The organism is Cupriavidus sp. 2TAF22, from assembly GCF_052115045.1.
Classification (GTDB): Bacteria; Pseudomonadota; Gammaproteobacteria; order Burkholderiales; family Burkholderiaceae; genus Cupriavidus.
In genome coordinates, this window is record NZ_JBFRFX010000003.1 from 13,893 (window position 1) to 31,714 (window position 17,822).

Consider the following 17,822-nt stretch of genomic DNA (forward strand, 5'->3'; position numbering starts at 1 on the left):
CACCAAGGAGACAGACCGCATGACCCGCTCCACCACCTGTTCGCGCCGCCGTTTTGCCAGCCTTGCCGGCAAGGGCGCGCTTGCCGCCGCGGCCCTGGCGACCATTCCCGGCGTCGTCCTGGCGCAGCAGCCGGCGTTTCCCAGCCGGCCGATCCGCTTTATCGTACCGTTCCCGTCGGGCAGCGGCACCGACACCACCGCGCGCATGTTCGCCAAGAAGATCGGCGAGCTGACGGGGCAGGGCGTGGTGGTGGAGAACAAGCCGGGCGGCAACGGCTTCATCGGCGTGCAGACGCTGCTGAGCGCGCCGGCCGACGGCTACACGGTGTTCATCGGCAGCAACTCCACGCTGTCCACCAACGCCGCCACGTTCCGCAAGCTGCCCTACGACCCGCTGACCGACTTCACACCCATCACGCTGCTATCGCGCGGGCCGTGCCTGATCATCGTTCCCGCCAGCTCGCCGTACCACACGCTCAAGGCGCTGGTGGAGGACGCGCGCAAGCGGCCCGGCGCGCTCAACTATGGCACCGGCTCGGTCTCGTACACGCTGTACAGCGAATGGCTCAACGAGCAAAGCCGCATGAAGACCACCGCGGTGCCGTACAAGGGCGCCGGCGACGCCATCAACGGCGTGATGGCCGCCAACGTGGATTTCGCCGTGGTGGACGCCAGCGGGGCGATCGAGCTGGTCAAGGGCGGCAAGGTGCGCGCGCTGGCCTATACCGCGCCCCAGCGCTCGCCGTTGCTGCCGGGCGTGCCGAGCGCCGCCGAGGCCGGCGTGCCCGATTTCCTGGCCTACAACTGGGTCGCGGCGGCGGTATCGGCCAGGACGCCGGCACCCATCGCGCAACGGCTGGGCGAACTGTTCGCCGCTGCCGGCGCAGCCGACGACGTCAAGGAGTACTACCAGCGGCAGTCCACCGTGCTGATCCTCTCGACACCGGCGGAACTGCGCGACTACCAGAAGGAAGAGATCGCACGCTGGAAGCGGCTGGCCGCGATTGCGAAGATCGAGTTGCAATAGGCATAGGCAGCGCCGCCTCGGCGGTGCGGGCGCGTGTTTCTTCTCCGCGCCGGCGCCCGCCTCCGGCCGCGGGGCGGCCCGGCGCGCCGCAGGCGAGGCAGCCTGACCGCGCTCAGTTGAGCGACGATGACGTTCCGCCGTCGCCGAAATCCTTCCACCAGTCGAACTGGCCATCGCGCAGGTGCACGTAGAGGACGACGCGGTGCTCGAGCGCGAGTGCCGTGCCGGCCTCGATCGCGGCTTCGCGCGATATGCAGCTTGTCACGCGCCCGACACCCTCGACAGCGACGGTCCAGTGACCCTCGCTGCTCAGGATCACGTGAACATTGGAGTTAGCGGGCGTTGTCATGGCGGGCGATGGCCTGATGTCCGGCGCGGCGAGGACAGCGCGCACGGCGGGCGCGGACGGAGGTGGCGCAAGCGGGATGATTGGCGCAAGCGGCGCAAGTGCGCAAGTGGCGGATCCGGGGTTTCAATCGATTGTGCTCCATCAGGTACAGGAGCAGCCGCCGCCGTTCCCGTTGTGGAGTATAGATCGTGGAAGGCCCCCTCAGCTTCCCTTCAGCCCGCGGCTAACCGGGGCGGGGTCGCCGGCACGATCAGCCGGCCGGGGCTATCGAAACCCGTGGTGACTGTTCTATGATCCGGGCGAAACATGCGCAATGACAGACAAGGAGCCCATGCGTCAGGCACTACTGATCATCGATATCCAGCCGAGCTTCTCCCCGCCGCCCTGGCTGGTGGAACGGGTCGCCGCGCTGGTCGGCAGGCTGCCAACCGTTGCCACCGTCGAGCGCCACGATGAAGCCGTCACTCCGTTCCGGCGCCAGCTGGGATGGGCGCCGGCGCCGGCAGACGACAGCCTGGTCGCGGCCGACCAGGTGTTCGTGAAGCACGGCTACGCGCCTTCGCCCGACACCATCGCGCATCTGCAAGGCCTGAACCTCGACCGGGTGCTGGTCTGCGGCATCCAGACCGAAACCTGCGTGCTGGCGGCCGGCTTTGCCTTGTTCGATGCCGGGCTGCAACCCACTCTGCTCGAAGACCTCACGGTGGGGTCCTCGCTGGATGTGTCCGGCGGGCTTGGCATCAGGCTCTGGCGTCATCATTTCGGCCACGTCCTGCGGTCCGGCGATATCTGGTCGGAGAACGGGCCGGGCGCTGCCGCATAGCGCGCCCGCCGGCGAGGCTGCGGCTTACTGCTGTAGCCTCGCCGCCGCGTCCCGCAGCGCCGTGCGCAGCCCTTCTTCCACCACTGGGTGATAGAACGGCATGGCCAGCATCTGGTCGATGCTCAGTCCCTGCTGGCAGGACCAGGCCAGCAGGTGCGCGATATTCTCGGCGCGGGGGCCAATCCACTCCGCGCCTAGAAAGCGGCCGCTGGCCCGGTCCGCATAGACGTGCATCAGCCCGCGGTTCTTCAGCATGACGCGGCTGCGGCCCTGGTCCTCGAAGCTGACCTCGCCGCTGACAAAGGTGCCCGGCTCCAGGTCGGCGTAACGCTGTCCGACCATGGCGATCTGCGGATCGGAGAACACCACGGCGATCGGCGCGCGGCGCGGCACGGGCTTGATGGCGGGGTAGTTCGCCGCGTTCTCGCCGGCAGCCTTGCCTTCGTCGGCCGCTTCGTGGAGCAGGGGCAGGATATCGTTTGCATCGCCGGCGATAAAGACCGGGGCGTGGCCGCATTGCAGGGTTGCCGGGTCGAACCTCGGCACGCCGCCGGCGTCCAGTTCCAGCCCGGTATTCTCCAGGCCAAGGCCACGCACATTGGGGTGGCGTCCGGTTGCCGCCAGCACATACTCGAAGCGCTCCGTCACGCTCTGGCCCGCGTGGTCGATGAAGGTGATCACCGCTTCGTCGCCATCGCGGCGCATGCCGGTCACTTGCGCGGCCGGATCCAGCGCGAACTCGTCCTGGAAGGTCCGGGCCGCGTAGGCCTTGATGGCCGGATCCGACAATCCGCCCACGCCGCCCCGCGCGCCGAATACATGCACCCGCACGCCCAGCCGCGACAGTGCCTGGCCAAGCTCGAGCCCGATCACGCCAGGCCCGAATACCGCCACGCTGCGCGGCAGGTCGTCCCAGGCAAAGACGTCATCGTTGACCACCAGGCGCTCGCCGAACACATGCAGCGGCGCCGGCACCGCCGGGCTGGAGCCAGTGGCAATCACGACGCGGCTGGCCCGCACGGTGGTGTGCTCATCGACCTGCAGCACGGTGTTGTCGACGAACCTTGYGTATCCGCGGATGCGGTCTTCGGCCGGGATATTCTCCACGCCGCGCACGACAAAGGAGACAAAGCGGTCGCGCTCGCGCTTGACCCGATCCATCACCTCGCGCCCGTCGATGCGGATGCGCCCGTCGACATGCACGCCAAACGCCGCCGTGTGGCGCAGTTCGTGGGCCGCCTCGGCGGCGGCAATCAGTAACTTGGAGGGCATGCAGCCAACGCGCGCGCAGGTGGTGCCATACGGGCCACCCTCGATGATGACGGCGCGCTTGCCGGCGGCCCTGGCGGCCCTGGCGGCACGATAGGCGGCAAGGCCCGCGGTACCCGCGCCGATCACAGCGACATCGGTCTGAATCGTATTCATGTCTGTTCCCTTTGAATGGCCTGTGCCGGGGAGCCGCCCCGACCGCGCAAACCGCAAGACCATCCGGGGCCCGGTTGCGCGGGACCGGTGCGGGATCCCTGCGTTGATGGGCCCAATGTTAGGAGCGGGACATGGGCCTGGATATGGCGTGGCGTATCGATTTCATGACTATCCATCTCACCCGGCACCGGTTGCCGTAGCCACGCCCGGCCATGCCGGCGAAGCACAAGGCACCGCCGCCGCGGCAGTTCTAGCTATTGGTGTTGCCTATGGTTTGGATAATGAATCGGTCTTGGACCCTATGGCTGATCCGGTCCATTCTTGCTCCATCGAATCCCGATCCACACCAGATCAACCGATGGAGCGAAAGACATGCAAGAAATCATCGACGGCGTACTGAAGTTCCAGCGCGACGCCTTCCCCCAGCGCTCGGACCTCTTCAAGCGCCTGGCCACCAGCCAGAGCCCCAGCACCCTGTTCATCGCCTGCTCGGATAGCCGGGTGGTGCCGGAGCTGCTCACGCAGCGCGAGTGCCTCGATCACATGCCCGCCGTGAAAGGCTGGCTGCATCACGCGGACGCCGCCAAGGCCGTCAACGAGGCCCGYGAGCACGCCTCGGAGCACGCCCGCGTGGACTCCATGGTGCGCGAGAACGTCATCGCCCAGCTSGCCAACATCAAGACSCACCCGTCCGTGGCGCTCGCGCTGGAGCAAGGCCGCCTGAACCTGCACGGCTGGGTCTACGACATCGAAACCGGCGCGATCGACACGCTGGACGGCAACACCAACCGCTTCGTTTCCCTCGCGGCGCGTCCCGGCGCATCCGCAACCCCTGCCAGGCGCGAACTGATCGCCGCCTGATCGCCGCCTGAWCGCTTCACCCCCTGTTCCCAGTCTYTATCCAYTCCAAGGAGTAATGCCATGACCCAATCCCAATACAGCCAAGCCCCCCGCCAGGCCCTGAGCGACCTCATCATCGACGCCAAGATCCGCAAGGGCCTGACGTTCGAGCAGATCAACGAAGGCACCGGCCTGAGCGTGGCCTTCGTCACCGCCGCGCTGCTGGGCCAGCACCCGCTGCCCGCGAATGCCGCCAAGGTGGTGGCCGCCAAGCTGGACCTGGACGACGACGCCGTGCGCCAGCTGCAGACCGTCCCCGTGCGCGGCAGCATCCCCGGCGGCGTGCCGACCGACCCGACCATCTACCGTTTCTACGAAATCGTGCAGATCTACGGCTCCACGCTCAAGGCGCTGGTGCACGAGCAGTTTGGCGACGGCATCATCAGCGCCATCAACTTCAAGCTCGACATCAAGAAAGTGGACGACCCCGAAGGCGGCCAGCGCGCGGTCATCACGCTCGACGGCAAGTACCTGCCGACCAAGCCGTTCTGAACGACATGCCGGTGGCGGGATGGCCGCTGCGCAAGCGGCCATCCGTCCACCGCCCCCGGCGGCGCCCGCCGGACCCCCACGCATCGAATGAAGTTGCCAGCCATGAAGCAGATTCTCCTCACCCTGTTCAGCGTCACCACCCTCCTGTCGGCATGGCCGGCATTCGCCGGCCCGGACTGGAGCGTGATCGAGCGGGCGCGCGCGCAAGCGCGGGCGCAGCGCCAGAACCCGGAGCCATCGTCCTGCCTCGCGCAGCACCCCGCCAATCATGCGTTCTGCGCGCCGCGCGCGGACGGCGGGCGCCGGTGACATACGTGGGTGACGCAGCGGTCCATCGCGAGGGCGTGCGCACCGCGCCCTGACGAAGCACCGTTCACAACGCATTCCCTGATCAGCCATGTAGACCGGGCGCCGCTTGCCGCGCCGCCGCGACAGCCGACTTGGTATCCGTCTGTATCAGCGGCCCGATGCGATACGCACGCTCACCGGCCGGGTGCCAAGTCACTACGGGCCGGATACATCGGTCACCTTAAATGCTTCCTGTAGCGCGGCGGTGGCAGCAAAGACCAGATGGTCCCGCCAGCGACGCAACGCGGCCGCGACTAAACAGCGCCACCGCAGCCCGATACATCACCCTGGAGATTCATCATGAACACCACCAACGTCACCAACGTCACCACCCTCGCCAAGCGCCTTGTTTCCATCGTCGCCTTCGCCGCCGCCGCTGGCGGGATGCACGCGGCTTTTGCCGCCGATGTGGGCGTGGAACATGGGTATCGCTACAACGTATCCGTTGCACGCAATGACGCGCGCGATCCCTATACCGACGGCGCCAACAACGGCAAGCGCGATGCGTTCTCCGATGGCGCATACAGCAGCGCCGCGCAGCAGATCGTTGCCAGCGCTTCGCACATCGGCAAGCGCGACCCGTTCACCGACGGTGCGCGCATCGACCAGCGTGATCCCTTTACCGACGGCGCCAACAACGGCAAGCGCGACGCGTTCTCGGAAGGCGCATACAGCGGCGCGGCGCAGCAGGTCGTTGCCAGCGCTTCGCACATCGGCAAGCGCGACCCGTTCACCGACGGCGCGCGCATCGACCAGCGCGACCCCTTTACCGATGGCGCCAACAACGGCAAGCGCGATCCGTTCTCCGAGGGCGCGCGGGCCGGTAGCACGGATGTATTCACGGACGGTGCGCTTGCTTAAACGGCGAACACCAGGAATTCGATGATCGGCGAGGCAGACATCATGAGCACCCATGCGTGCCCAAGAGCGGAGCGGGCCTCATAGCGCGAACTCCATTTCGATTGGCTTGGCGAGGTCTGCCATTTGTACTTATCGCGCCCGTTCGATCGGCTGCGGACCCGGGCAGCATGGATGCGGACAGCCCGGCATGAAGTTGATATGTGCAAAGTCCGGCGGCTCCGCAGACTTTCCTGGCCTGTAGCGATGAACTTCGACAGTGGTCATGCTCGCCGGCACACCAAACGTCATCAGCAACTGTTCCAGGTGAGATACGCGCTTGCGCGCGAGAGCATGACTGACGTCAACGGAGGGAGCCTCATACACGGCAATGTAAAACCCCTGTTTGTTCTCAAAGGTTGCCGGCTCGTCGATCATCCACTCCGCCAGCCTGCGCACCTCCGAAGCAGGTAAGCGATCCGCGCCGTGCTCGAAATTGCTGTTGAAGGAGATGTCGAAACTGCAGGCCAGGGCGGGCTGCGTCAGGATCGCTGCGGCTGTAGCGATGTGGCGGAAGTACTCAGACAATGACCCGGGCAGCCACGCTATCGGCATTCTCAATGCACAGCGGGTTCTTTGCCGCAGCGCGTTGAGCGACAACAGGCTGCCAGTCATCGTGTCCATGCCTATTGCGTCTGCTGGATCGGCTGCGGACCTGGACAGCAAGGATGCGGACACCCCGGCAGGAAGTCGATCTGCGCGAAATTGGGGGGCTCCATAGTTCTGCCTGGTCTGTAACGGCCGACTTCCCAGGAAATCTTGCTGGTCGGCACATCAAGCGTTGTCAGCAAATGCTGCAGGTGGGATACGCGTTCGCGCGCGCGCGCATGACCGATACCGGCGAGAGGGTGCTCATACAGGACGATATGAAAACTCTCCTTGTTCTCATATTTTCCAGGCCCGTCGATCATCCACTCCGCCAGCCTGCGCACTTCCGAGGCGGGCAGGCGATCGGTATCAGGCTCAAAGCTGGTGTTGAATGCAATGCTGAAGCTGCATGCCAGAGCGGGCTGGGCGAGCATGGCCGCTACTGCTACGACAGCGCGGAAGGACTTAGACAATGACATAGGCAGCCACGTTATCTGAGTTCTCAATGCACCGCGGATTCTTTGCCGCAGCTTCCTTTTTGGATGTGTATATCCGATAGAAGAGATCCTTGGTCGCCATTGCATCCTGGAAGTGAGAAACCTCATGCACCAGCGTTAGCAACTGCGAATCGACACTGTCAGCGTATGGCGATAACCCGCAAAATATAGGCGCAATGGCGATGGTGTGCGTCTTTGTATCGGGAGCGCAAACGGCCGCTACGATTTCCGGATTGTTGGAAGTCTTGGGCGTGCAACCGATGTACTTCATCTTCTCGTCGGAGTATCGAACAAAGTTGTCGGCGGTCAGACTCCGGAGGATCGCTTCGATGCGAGGGATGCCCTCAAGCAGGCGTTGGCGGACCCTTTCGTCTGACACACCGAACCAAGTCTCCACACGCGCCCGATCCGCGTGTTCCCATCGCCGAAGCTCCACCAGCCTCTTGGCACAGCACGCGATAGCCGTATCACGTAGCCTGAGAATGAGGCTGCGAAACTCCGCATTGCTCATGTTCGCGCAGATACGCTCCGAATCGTCTACGGGACTGCCAGGCCCATCGGATAGTTTCTCCGCACTGACCGGGGCGTAGCTACTCGGTGCGGTCACGGGTCGGGGATGGCTAGTCCGGTTCACTTCAATGGTGAAGTCCTGCTGTGACGGGATGACCCATGGCTTGTCCGTGCATTGGCACATCACTCTCGCACCCCGTACCAGAATCTGGCGCCCGTCCATGAGTGTGAAGTCCGGACAGGCGTCGTTCATCACCGGGCCACCCACCTTGCAAGCCGGACAGGTAGCGTGATCCCCTTCCGCTGCCACACTGACACCGTGATGCGCGAAGCCGATCACTGTGGAAATCAGCGTCCCGTCTGTGCTTGTCTTGTCGCCATGCTTCAATGCCTCTCGCATATCCGTCATGCCTTTCTCCGTTGTCGGGTGGATGACCCTCAAAATGGTCGAACCGACATCCAGTGTTCCAGGGGATCGGCCAGTTGAGATCGGGAGAGGGCTGCAGGAATGCGAAGAAACGTCTTGTTGAGAGCGGGGATTGAGTTGCGTCAATTGTGTCGAGAAGACGGGCGGCAGGCAGGCACTGCCTGCGCACAACGCCCCTCCGGGCTGCCGCCGTTGGCCACGTTCAAGACGCGGTGACGCAAGCGCCGATCATCTTCATACCCGGGTCAGCACAGTGCCTGCACGCGGTTGACTGCGTGGTCCAACTGCTGTTTCAGCGGGGCCAGCAGGGCATGCAGGCCAGCCGTGAATCGACAGGCTGCTTTTTGCTGCTGGTCAAGATGTGGTCGTAGGAATGCGTCAAAGCATGGCGCCAAGTCTGCGTAGCCACCCGAGCACTTCACCCGCCGGATCGCGGGCAGCCAATCGCTCCGCGGTCATCAAGGGGAACGCCTTGTCGGCCAAGCGATTTTTCGCTTGCGTGTCCTTCATCACGCCGTCGAATCTTTGCTGGGCCGAAAAGACCTCGGCAAACAACTTAGGCACGGCCTTGCCGGCAGCATCTGGTTGATCTGCAACAACCACATCGACACCAAAGGCCTCCCTGATCGCGTCGGGATGCAGATAGCACTCGATCTCGTGCTTGGCAGTCAGCACGCCCCAGGAGCCGTCCTCACGGCGGTTGACGGCATTGATTGCTTCGCCATAGCTGGCGACGTCGCTGTCGTAAATATGAACCTCAGGACAGTTAAGCTGACGCAGGTAGTGCTCCGCGACCCAGTGCTTGAGAGCAGAGCCCCCTAAGAGCACAAATGCCACTCGCGGATCAGTCTCGAGATTCGGTAGCGTTTGGTCGACTGCATGTAACGCCCGACTCAAGCATTTTAGTGCGGCGATATCCGTTGGACCTTCGACGCAGAGGAGTACCTTGACGCGGCTATCCGGGACGACACCGAGCGTCTCCGCGACATTGCCAAAGACGTCGGCACCTGCTTCGACCCTCGGCTTCAAGCCATCATCGCGAGTCACAAATCGGATGCTTTCAGTGGGCAGTTCAGACGCGAACCCTGGGCTATGCGTGGTGAGGATGATTTGGCACCCCGGCTCACTCGCCAAGACCTTGAACGACTCGATGAGGATGCGCTGGTTGTTGGGATGCTGAGCCGTCTCGGGTTCCTCGATCGCATAGATGATGTTTCGAGTGGTGCCACTGCGTAGCCTGCGTTCTGCCTCAGCCTTGAAGAAGCTCACTAGAATGAGGCGGCGAACGCCGCTGCCACGTTTGTTCAACGCAATACCGTCATCGGTATCGAGACTAACTGAGAAGAGGCCAGTCCACTTGGAGGCCGTCGGCGGTGCGAATTGCGGTGTCAGTTCCCTGGCAAGGTTCGGATCGATGGTCTTCAGCGCTTCGTGTGTGGTTCTGGCGATTTGTTCGGCCTTTTCACGCACCTTCAACTGAATGCGCTCGATATCATCTTGCACCTCCGCGATTGCAGCGGCAACTGCGGCCTTCATGGGATTCTGCACCTCACCATCCGAATCGCGGCTGCTACGATCGCTTTGAAACAACGCGAACAGTGGAAGATGCGGCTCGAGTTGATCCCAGATGCGCTTGCTGTCCTCTTTCGGCTTCGTGACGTGGATCTCGACCTCCGCCAAGTTAAGGTCACCGGCCTCTGCCCAAAGCGCTTGACGCATGCCAGGATTGCCCTTTCTTGCAACAGCAAGCTTCTGCTCTTCCACACGTCGCTGCAGGTCGCGCTCCTTCAGATCAAGTAGATCTGCGACACCAGGTGCCGTCGGGTGGTTAGCCAGGATAGCAACCTCGCAGGAGACCGCCTTCTTGCCGCAGTCAAAGGTCTTGCGTATCTTCAGCGTTCCATTGGCAGTCAGCAGATACTCTGCAGCCAGCGTCGTCTCCGCGCCGGCATCGAGGGTCAATGGCTCGGGTAGATCGGAAAACTCACAAGTGATGGCTACCGTCTTATCGTCGGCGAAGACGTTGGCATCGCTGCTATCGATCTTGACTGTTTCGTTGTTGAAGAAAATCTCTAATGCTTCAAGGACGGTAGACTTCCCGATATCGTTTTTCCCAACGAACGTAGTCAGATCGGACAGGCCCACCGTGATTTCGTCACGGTAGCATCGAAAATTTCGGATCGAGACAGATTGCAGCCGCATGTGTGCTCTCAGAGGGGCAGGTCGAGCCAAGAAGTTGGCGGTTTGCTGCACACGCGTCAACCCGGATTCAGAGGGGATACGCTGATGACGGGGCTACACGATGCGCAGCACTACGGACCTCGATCGCTTCCACGCTGTCTCGGCGACCTGCTCCGACAGGTCGCAAGTTCGTGATAGCCGGATGAGCAGATGGCTGTTCTCAGAGAAAATCGAACGCTTCATTTGGCACCGCTGAACGTCGTATGATCAAAGCAACCTCAAAGTGAGCGCGACCCTATGTGCATCGCTCGGTCAAGCTCAGCGAGTTCGCTTCGGTCGTACGGTCTTATCAGAGACCACCTTCTTGCACATCCCCGGACCCACATCGTGAATGGCATGAATGCGGGCCAGGAAGAACGTGCGTGTCATCTCAGCGGGAAGGGCTTTCACGCTTTCCACGACATGTCCCTGCATGCGGCCGCCCTTGATCTCCTCGACCACCTTGGCAGACCGCTGGGTATAGGTCAGATTCGCGCGCACGGCGAATTAACGAAGTCTTGTCATCCGGTGCCTGCCTCCATCAATCTCGGCGTATAGTAGGAAATCCTCTAGTCCACGCCTTCCGCTATGGCAATAAATCAGAAACTACGCCTCCTTTCGGGATGGTTGCCGCTTGGTCTTCCGTACTTCAGCCATGGGAGCACAACTTACCTTCACCTGAAGGACGTCCCCTATGAACTGGAAAGCCTAATAGCACGCTGGTTAATGCTGCACCCTGAACTGACCGAACACGACTCCGCGGAATGTGTGCTTATGGAGGGACCCAAGGGCATGGCAATTAGCCAAGCGGGATGGGAAACCTTTGTTTCGTGGATCGTCGATACCCTTCGTGAGAAGCTAGGCGCTCTGGAAGAGAGCCAATGCGGGGACTAGACTCAAGCGTGCCCAGCATTGGAAAGTAGCGCTCTAAGTCCTCTTATAAATTAGGAGACATACCGGTGGTGTATGTGCATTCCAGAAGTCTGGACAATTTCGGAGGCACGACCTCGCGGACGAATGGGCTGCACGCCGACTCGTCGATGTCGCAGAGCTCAGCGCAGAACTCTTCGCCATTCTGGCCGACGATGCCTATGCTGATCGGTTCTTGGCATATGAGGTCGGTGAACTCGCAGTCAACGTATAGGCGCATGGCAGTTTCCTACGAGACATCTACTCCACTTCAGGATCGACTTCGCCTCGGGCAAGTATTCTGCCCAAGGATACCGTCGTATTACTGATGCTTCGTTTTACGGGCGCGAGGAAGCTGAGCGCCACACCCACAATCTGCATCGGACGCACGATGTCGCGCTCCAGGTCCTCAATAACGGCTGTAGTTCTGTAAGTGGCCTTTCGACCTGGGATCCGCTCATCATATTCATTCATCACGACGAGATAGTTTCCCGTATGTATGGAGCCGGACCCATCGTTTGCAATCGTAACTTCGCCAAGAATTCGACTCGCCGTCTCATCGCCGTTCGGCAGCAACTCGATTTGTACCCTCAACATAATCGATCCCCAGTAACGTCCACATACACTTCTTCACATAGACAGAATGTTTGTTTGCGGCAACATATCGCAATGCGACCACGTGCTTGCACCCTCACCGGCGCCGTTACGCCGTTAGCCTTACACCATGCCATCCAGGCAATCGCACCGTGCGCATCGAATCCACGATTGCCCTGAAGGGCATACCTGCGTCCCGAGCGTGTAACTCCGACCGACCGGCCTGCGTCGAAACTCTCCACAGTCGAACTCACACGCCAAACACCATTGTCGAGACGGCGGCCAACGAAGTGCACAGCGCCGACCTGAACCTGCATGAGTTCCCAGGCAACAAGCACCACATTGGGCTCAGCGATTACAGTGAGCGGCATCCTCAACCGACTGTCCACGTCTAAAGCCATGACACGTCCCTCCCATAGAACTCCGGTATTCTCGATCGAAGCGTTTCCTGAGTGTTCGGGCACGAGAGTCCGAGATCGCTGTCGGTCACGATCAACCGGCTCCCGAGAGTTTCTGGCCAACCACCGTCATCATCGTCAACCGCCATCCAGTTCGACGCGCGCGCCCCAGTTCTAGCTATGTATCTCGCGATCATCGCCTGGCTGATCTGCTCGAGCGCCGGTGCCAGGGCACTGGCGGTCTCGTTGATGCAGTTTTGAATGGTGCCCGTGCTTACCGACAGCCCGAACAAATCTTGCAAGGCCTGCGCTGCCCGGTCAATCGGCACTTGCTGATACGGCGTCAAATAGACCGCTGCCGCTTTGACTCGGGGGCCATATTGCACCGCCTGGCTTACCCCGGCCGGAAACTGACCCGTATGGGTCTTGCCGCAGCGGCATTGCGCGACTTGCACACGATGCTCGGTAACCTCAAAGCGGATAGCCGGTAACTAGATGACCTGGCGGCCCTGCGGCAGCACCGTGACCTGATCTGCCGCGATGCGCCTGCCACAGGCTTCGCAATGCTCGGCCACCGGATGAATCACCGTATGATCGGGTCCGCCATCCACTTGAGTGTCTTGCCCTGATGCCCCGGTTGAGCGCCTTGCTGGTTCGTCCCCGGCTCGCGCAGCGACTTCGGCTTGCGCTTCAGGCCATCCGTCGAAGGCGGCTTGCTTGAGTTGTGACTATCCTACTCCAGCCGCGCCTCGAACGCATTCGGACGCATCACCAAATCCATGATGAGCGCGTCCTTCTGCTTCGGCGTCAAGTCCTTGAGGTTCGGCATTCTTGTCATTTCCCACACAATGCAGTGCCTTCAGCATGTTTACAACCACTAACATGCTGAATAGTTAACCGCAGTGTCGCTCGTGCCAGCGGGAACCGCCGCCCAGATTTCCTGGCAAATGTCAGCTGGGCGCACTGCTGACATGTCGATTCCGTCGACCGCGTCGGCAAATCCCCCAGCCCATCTATGACACCGCTTTACGCACCAGGGTTCGACGTTTCCGGTATATGACCGACGGCACTGGCTGCGTCTTCGGCTCAACGTGCCGATCCCTCAAGGCATCGACCCGTGCGTTGACGTCGGCGTCCGCCTCAGGAGCCACCACTTCGCATCCCACTCTCGCGGAGATTCGAACGATATCGAGGATGTGCTCTGCCTCGGACTTGGCTACCCCGGCTTCTTCCATGAGGATTGACACCTGAACCTCACGTCGCCGCATCAGTTCCGAGTGATCCAAATCCTCATCCCAGATGGTCAGTTGCGGCGTCGGACTCTTGAGTAGCCGACTCAATGCATGCCAACTCCGATGACCGCATATGCGCGCGGTTACCTCGTAGGCCCGACTTACCGGAAGCGAGTCTTTCCCGACAAGAGAGCGGAGATAGTGGACCTTTCGCCTAAAGCCATCAAAGGAGGGCGGAACAAATTTCTCAGACACGATGCTCCTTCAATTCACATGCTGACGGCGCCAGCCGCCATGTTGGTTTGGCGGTAGTGCGATAAGGGCCGCAAGGGTTGGGCTCATCGTTCCAGCCCTCTTCTTTCGTGGGGTTTTCCAACGAAGCTGCTCATGGCTACGTCTAACGTCTGTTGACTCCGTTCCCACACATACTGGCGGCACATGCAGTTATGGACCCCTGGCCCTGCGACAGCGTGGATACCAATGGCTAGGAGTCGGCGTGCCAAGTGCTTCGGGCTCGTCCCGGCAAGCCGAGCCAGTTCGGTGCCAAACACATATTGATCGCGGAAAGCCGACAACGAACTGTTTGAGACCTTTCGCGCCTCGCGCCGCCCAACCCGAACGACGTTCGTCGTCAGGATCTTTGCCCGCGATAATGCATACACGACCTCCTGCTTCACGCCCAGTTGGTCAGCGGCCTCAACCAGGCTGACACTCTCAGTCTTGTGCCTCTCAAGCATCCACGTTGCCACTTCCTCTCGATCCAAACGCCACTCGCCAATTCGCGCGGGATCCGCGCCTACGCCGGCCGACAGTGAACCTGACCAGATTGCACCGATTAAGGCAACAAAGGTATCTGCATCGGCGACCAGGTATTTCGCGATGTCCGCTACCGTGATGGATTCGGAATCCACCTCCCTCCGCTTCCGTCTTTTTCGGTTTGCCGGCACAGGCAATTTCTCTCGATCGATCCACCATCTCTCTCCCGGCCTCGGTCGTCCAGCGAGAGCTCGCAACAGTCCCGCATCAAGTAGCTGACGCACTCGTTCCAGACCAATGCCTAGGCTCCTGGACGCCTGTCGTAGCGATAACGCCGATCGCAGCGTGTTTTGTGCTGCCATTAATTCGTTGAGGTCAACCGATCGGCTGACTTTGCCACTCTTGTGCTTGATCTCAAGCGCACGTAGTTCGCCACTATTTACAAGGCGAAATAGCAGTGACGGAGGGAGAGCGAGTCGTGACGCAGCCTTACTTATGCTAAGCCAGCCGTGCCGTTGGACGACCGAGGGCGGAAAATTTCGATTGCGACGCGCGAGCGGCGCCTGCCACTCTTCCCCGACATATGCCTCGAATGCCTTCCTCACAAAATTGAAGCAAGGGCCATCGAGATATCGATAGACATCTCGATACAAGGGGCCAACGGCTTTTTGAATCCGCCATCGACTTTCTTGAGGAGCCTGAGTGCACAGACGACCGAGCAGTCTCTTCATGCCCACAGGCCACGTCATCAGTGTTTCCCCCGCTTCTTTGGCAATCGGCAGCGCTATGGGAACTAGGCTGGCATCCCGGACCTTCAATGGTTTGACACGTTGCGTATGGCTAGCGCGAATACCAAGTCGCAGCGCCAACTCGTGCAACTCGATGAGCCCGAGCGCCCGCACCCCTTCCACGCGGTCGCGATGAGCGCCATTAAGCCGACGAGCGAGCTCAGCCGCCAACCACAGCGCCCCCCGCGACTGTGTCGTGACCGCAATGCCGTCCGCCAGCGGTTGCCCGCATTCGTCGCAACGGAAGTCGAGTAGCGCTTGTCGAGTGATTCTCCTTTCGCACTTTGAGCAATGATCCATGAGTCTGGTGCTATGCAATGGACAGCAAGCTACCAGGGTGAGGCTCCAGTGATTACGCCAGTAGCCGGCAAGTCGTAGACAAGGGGGACAATACTTCCAGATCCGATGACTCCATACCCGCGCCGGCCTGGTTGAAGGGCGCCGGATCTCTGCGACTTCATGCGCCCATCCCGACGGGTGATTTCCGGCCGTGAAGATGCTCGACAGTTCTTCTTCCGGCATCGATCTAAATCGTCGGAGCAATTCGCCGGATCCTAGTGCGTTTTCACCCTCAAGTCGTGATAAATAGCCGAGTAATCCCTCATCTGGCATAGGGGCCGCACTCACCGCTAGTGAGAGCATGTCTTCCCCCTAATCAGTTCAGCGCCCAAAGACTGCAACATCCAGCGGATGTTTTCCTGAAGAACTCTCGACTGAGCGTCGGCAATCCACTTGAACAGGGCCGAATCCAAGTATCGACGCGTTGTATCGTGACGATCAGACGGATCACTCCATGACAAGGCCTTGGACGCGGTTGGCGCGATCAAGACTCGAACAGAGGGAAGAAGACTTTCCGGCCAGCCAGCCAAAATCTGGGCCGCCCGCTCGAATTGAGCGATATTCGGCCTCAGCTCGCTGGGTGGCGAACCGTATCGAGGACCCAATTTGCCAGTCTTTGGGTCCATGCAACCGAGCACCACAATAATGTCCAATAGCTCCGTGCAAGAGATTTCGCGTGGAATCGATGCGAGGCCAGTAAGCGCACAATCGGCATCGCCTACTGGCTGCTTGAGCAAGCGCCTGATGACGAGGCTTGCCAGCGAACGAGCTTCTGCACTCGCCCGGCATGAAGCGATTGACCGCAAATCCATTCCGCACTCACACTCCGAGTAGCAAGGCCTTCGTATGCCGATCGCCCGATTCGGGGAACAAGGACAGCTATCCACGAGATAAGTTCCATGGCGATCGCACACGGGCAGTGGAACCAGCTTCCAACCAATTCGACCATAGCCATCCTCCGCGAGACACTGAGGACATATTCGTGTAGCGAAGGTCATCAGATGTTTGACGCGAATCCATTGACCAGCAAACATTGCCTCGTGCTGACTTGGCACTGGCTCTATTGGAACGAGGTTACGCAGCCGGTAGTCGAGACGAAAGCAAATCTCTTCGTGTTCGTTTGGAGCATACGTTCTCCGCGCAGGAAGACGGAGCGCCTGCATGACTTCCGGTATCGTGGGCACCCCATTGCGCTCTGCGACACGAAATAGATAGCTCTCGAAGTTCTCCTCCGGATACGATTCAACACTACTGGGGAAGATTGGTGAGCCGCGACGAAAGCCGGGGGTACCAAGGAACGACTCGACCTTTGACCTCGGAAATGTCCGCTGCTGAGGCTCGAAGTCCCGACGCATTGCATTAGCTCTGAATGCCATTGAAGACCTCGAACGGTTCACGTGTGCCGCTCAGCGGTTTGAAATTGAACTCCGTGGTGAAAGGGATACGTTCCAACGGCGCCTCCGCCCATACTTCGTCCCGAAACGCTTGGGAAAGAAGGTTGCTGTCGATCCCATTCGACCGTCCAACTAGAACCTGCCATGTGGCGTGGTCGAGTACCTTGATCAGATAGTCGATTAAGCCGTTGCTCGCGAAGTGGAAGCGCTGAATCATCTCCTTCGTCAGGAAGTCAACGGAAGGCACGGGAAGAAATGAGCGCAGCGCAGCGAGAATCGCGACAAACTGCTCTGCTTCCTCCCGCACGTAGAGGTCGTATCCCCTGAGGCGTACCACTGCAGAGAAACGGCGGCGCAACTGCTCGTTGGTCCAGAGAAGTTGCTGTGTCCTCTCAAGCCCAGCGAGCACGACAACTATGTTGCACGCGTTCATTATTTCTTTGACCCAGTCGGCCGCCTCATAGGTGGTGCTTCTCGTGCAATCGACGATGTGTTGGGCCTCGTCGAACACAACAATTTCGGTCTGCAAGTTCGTGAGTAGCTTGATTATTCGTTTGGTTTTTACACCTTCGGTATGGCTACGCGAATCAGCGAATGGATCATTCAATCCGGTCAGCACGGCGCTTGCCAAGTTCTTTTTCGTTGGGGTCGAAGGCGTAGCAATCTCCAACGTTCGGCGAAGTTTCCCGGGGATCAGACTGTCCGGAAACGAAGAAGCTAGGCATTGTCGGAGAGCGGTGGTCTTGCCAGAGCCGCTCACGCCGAGCAGCGTAAGGCCCTTGCTCGTACCGGACCGCAACATATCATGATGTACATCGCCGATGCGCTGAAATACTTGCTTCACCTGCTGCGTTTCGATGAAGTGACGACGGAGGGAGAAATGGAGGTCTCTCATAGATGTCGGACTGA

At 60.7% G+C, this 17,822-nt stretch carries 18 protein-coding genes and 2 pseudogenes; 6 read left to right on the top strand and 14 right to left on the bottom strand.

What is annotated here, in order from left to right:
* Positions 1-19: 19 nt before the first annotated feature.
* Complete coding sequence (locus AB4Z48_RS04825; protein ID WP_441612744.1) at positions 20-1,027, top strand: Bug family tripartite tricarboxylate transporter substrate binding protein; 1,008 nt, start codon at positions 20-22, stop codon at positions 1,025-1,027.
* Positions 1,028-1,139: 112 nt separating this feature from the next.
* Here the strand turns inward: AB4Z48_RS04825 and AB4Z48_RS04830 are convergent, their stop codons facing one another.
* Complete coding sequence (locus AB4Z48_RS04830; protein ID WP_441612745.1) at positions 1,140-1,376, bottom strand: DUF2188 domain-containing protein; 237 nt, start codon at positions 1,374-1,376, stop codon at positions 1,140-1,142.
* A gap of 331 nt (positions 1,377-1,707) precedes the next feature.
* Between AB4Z48_RS04830 and AB4Z48_RS04835 the strand changes: the two genes are divergently transcribed.
* Complete coding sequence (locus AB4Z48_RS04835; protein ID WP_441612746.1) at positions 1,708-2,199, top strand: cysteine hydrolase family protein; 492 nt, start codon at positions 1,708-1,710, stop codon at positions 2,197-2,199.
* 24 nt (positions 2,200-2,223) lie between these two features.
* On the opposite strand, the gene AB4Z48_RS04840 is transcribed toward AB4Z48_RS04835, so the two are convergent.
* A complete protein-coding gene (locus tag AB4Z48_RS04840) occupies positions 2,224-3,624 on the bottom strand; it encodes a dihydrolipoyl dehydrogenase (RefSeq protein ID WP_441612747.1) in 1,401 nt (466 codons plus the stop codon).
* A 372-nt stretch (positions 3,625-3,996) separates the two neighbouring features.
* On the opposite strand from AB4Z48_RS04840, the gene AB4Z48_RS04845 reads away from it, so the two are divergent.
* From AB4Z48_RS04845 to AB4Z48_RS04860, 4 genes are all read left to right on the top strand, one after another.
* Positions 3,997-4,485, top strand: coding sequence for a carbonic anhydrase (locus AB4Z48_RS04845; protein ID WP_441612748.1), 489 nt, complete (start codon positions 3,997-3,999; stop codon positions 4,483-4,485).
* 60 nt (positions 4,486-4,545) lie between these two features.
* Positions 4,546-5,016 carry a cyanase gene (cynS, locus tag AB4Z48_RS04850; RefSeq protein ID WP_441612749.1) on the top strand — a complete coding sequence of 157 codons (471 nt, stop codon included), beginning with the start codon at positions 4,546-4,548 and terminating at the stop codon, positions 5,014-5,016.
* Between the two features lie 102 nt (positions 5,017-5,118).
* Complete coding sequence (locus tag AB4Z48_RS04855) at positions 5,119-5,325, top strand: hypothetical protein (protein ID WP_441612750.1); 207 nt, start codon at positions 5,119-5,121, stop codon at positions 5,323-5,325.
* A gap of 339 nt (positions 5,326-5,664) precedes the next feature.
* Positions 5,665-6,225 (top strand): hypothetical protein, encoded by a 561-nt coding sequence (locus AB4Z48_RS04860; RefSeq protein ID WP_441612752.1) that lies wholly within the window; start codon positions 5,665-5,667, stop codon positions 6,223-6,225.
* Positions 6,226-6,354: 129 nt separating this feature from the next.
* Here AB4Z48_RS04860 and AB4Z48_RS04865 read toward each other — a convergent pair whose 3' ends face one another.
* From AB4Z48_RS04865 to AB4Z48_RS04920, 12 genes and pseudogenes are all read right to left on the bottom strand, one after another.
* Positions 6,355-6,885: a hypothetical protein gene (locus AB4Z48_RS04865; protein WP_441612753.1), complete on the bottom strand. Its 531-nt coding sequence runs from the start codon at positions 6,883-6,885 to the stop codon at positions 6,355-6,357.
* Between the two features lie 2 nt (positions 6,886-6,887).
* Positions 6,888-7,283: a hypothetical protein gene (locus AB4Z48_RS04870; RefSeq protein WP_441612754.1), complete on the bottom strand. Its 396-nt coding sequence runs from the start codon at positions 7,281-7,283 to the stop codon at positions 6,888-6,890.
* 31 nt (positions 7,284-7,314) lie between these two features.
* A complete protein-coding gene (locus AB4Z48_RS04875; protein ID WP_441612755.1) occupies positions 7,315-8,265 on the bottom strand; it encodes a M35 family metallo-endopeptidase in 951 nt (316 codons plus the stop codon).
* Positions 8,266-8,661: 396 nt separating this feature from the next.
* Positions 8,662-10,485 (bottom strand): ATP-binding protein, encoded by a 1,824-nt coding sequence (locus AB4Z48_RS04880; protein ID WP_441612756.1) that lies wholly within the window; start codon positions 10,483-10,485, stop codon positions 8,662-8,664.
* Positions 10,486-10,782: 297 nt separating this feature from the next.
* Positions 10,783-11,004 carry a hypothetical protein gene (locus AB4Z48_RS04885; protein WP_441612757.1) on the bottom strand — a complete coding sequence of 74 codons (222 nt, stop codon included), beginning with the start codon at positions 11,002-11,004 and terminating at the stop codon, positions 10,783-10,785.
* 669 nt (positions 11,005-11,673) lie between these two features.
* On the bottom strand, positions 11,674-12,009 hold the full coding sequence (locus AB4Z48_RS04890; protein ID WP_441612758.1) for a hypothetical protein: 336 nt from the start codon (positions 12,007-12,009) through the stop codon (positions 11,674-11,676).
* Between the two features lie 388 nt (positions 12,010-12,397).
* Positions 12,398-12,859, bottom strand: coding sequence for an IS66 family transposase (locus AB4Z48_RS04895; protein WP_441612759.1), 462 nt, complete (start codon positions 12,857-12,859; stop codon positions 12,398-12,400).
* A gap of 128 nt (positions 12,860-12,987) precedes the next feature.
* Positions 12,988-13,122, bottom strand: a pseudogene (locus tag AB4Z48_RS04900) (hypothetical protein); the annotation flags it as partial.
* Positions 13,123-13,974: 852 nt separating this feature from the next.
* Positions 13,975-14,547 (bottom strand): hypothetical protein, encoded by a 573-nt coding sequence (locus tag AB4Z48_RS04905; protein ID WP_441613060.1) that lies wholly within the window; start codon positions 14,545-14,547, stop codon positions 13,975-13,977.
* Positions 14,548-15,492: 945 nt separating this feature from the next.
* Positions 15,493-15,822: pseudogene (locus tag AB4Z48_RS04910) on the bottom strand (TniQ family protein); the annotation flags it as partial.
* Complete coding sequence (locus AB4Z48_RS04915) at positions 15,810-16,895, bottom strand: TniQ family protein (protein WP_441612760.1); 1,086 nt, start codon at positions 16,893-16,895, stop codon at positions 15,810-15,812. The gene AB4Z48_RS04915 and the pseudogene AB4Z48_RS04910, both read right to left, overlap by 13 nt.
* Positions 16,879-17,808 carry a TniB family NTP-binding protein gene (locus AB4Z48_RS04920; RefSeq protein WP_441612761.1) on the bottom strand — a complete coding sequence of 310 codons (930 nt, stop codon included), beginning with the start codon at positions 17,806-17,808 and terminating at the stop codon, positions 16,879-16,881. Before AB4Z48_RS04920 ends, AB4Z48_RS04915 begins: the two co-directional genes overlap by 17 nt.
* Between the last annotated feature and the right edge of the window lie 14 nt (positions 17,809-17,822).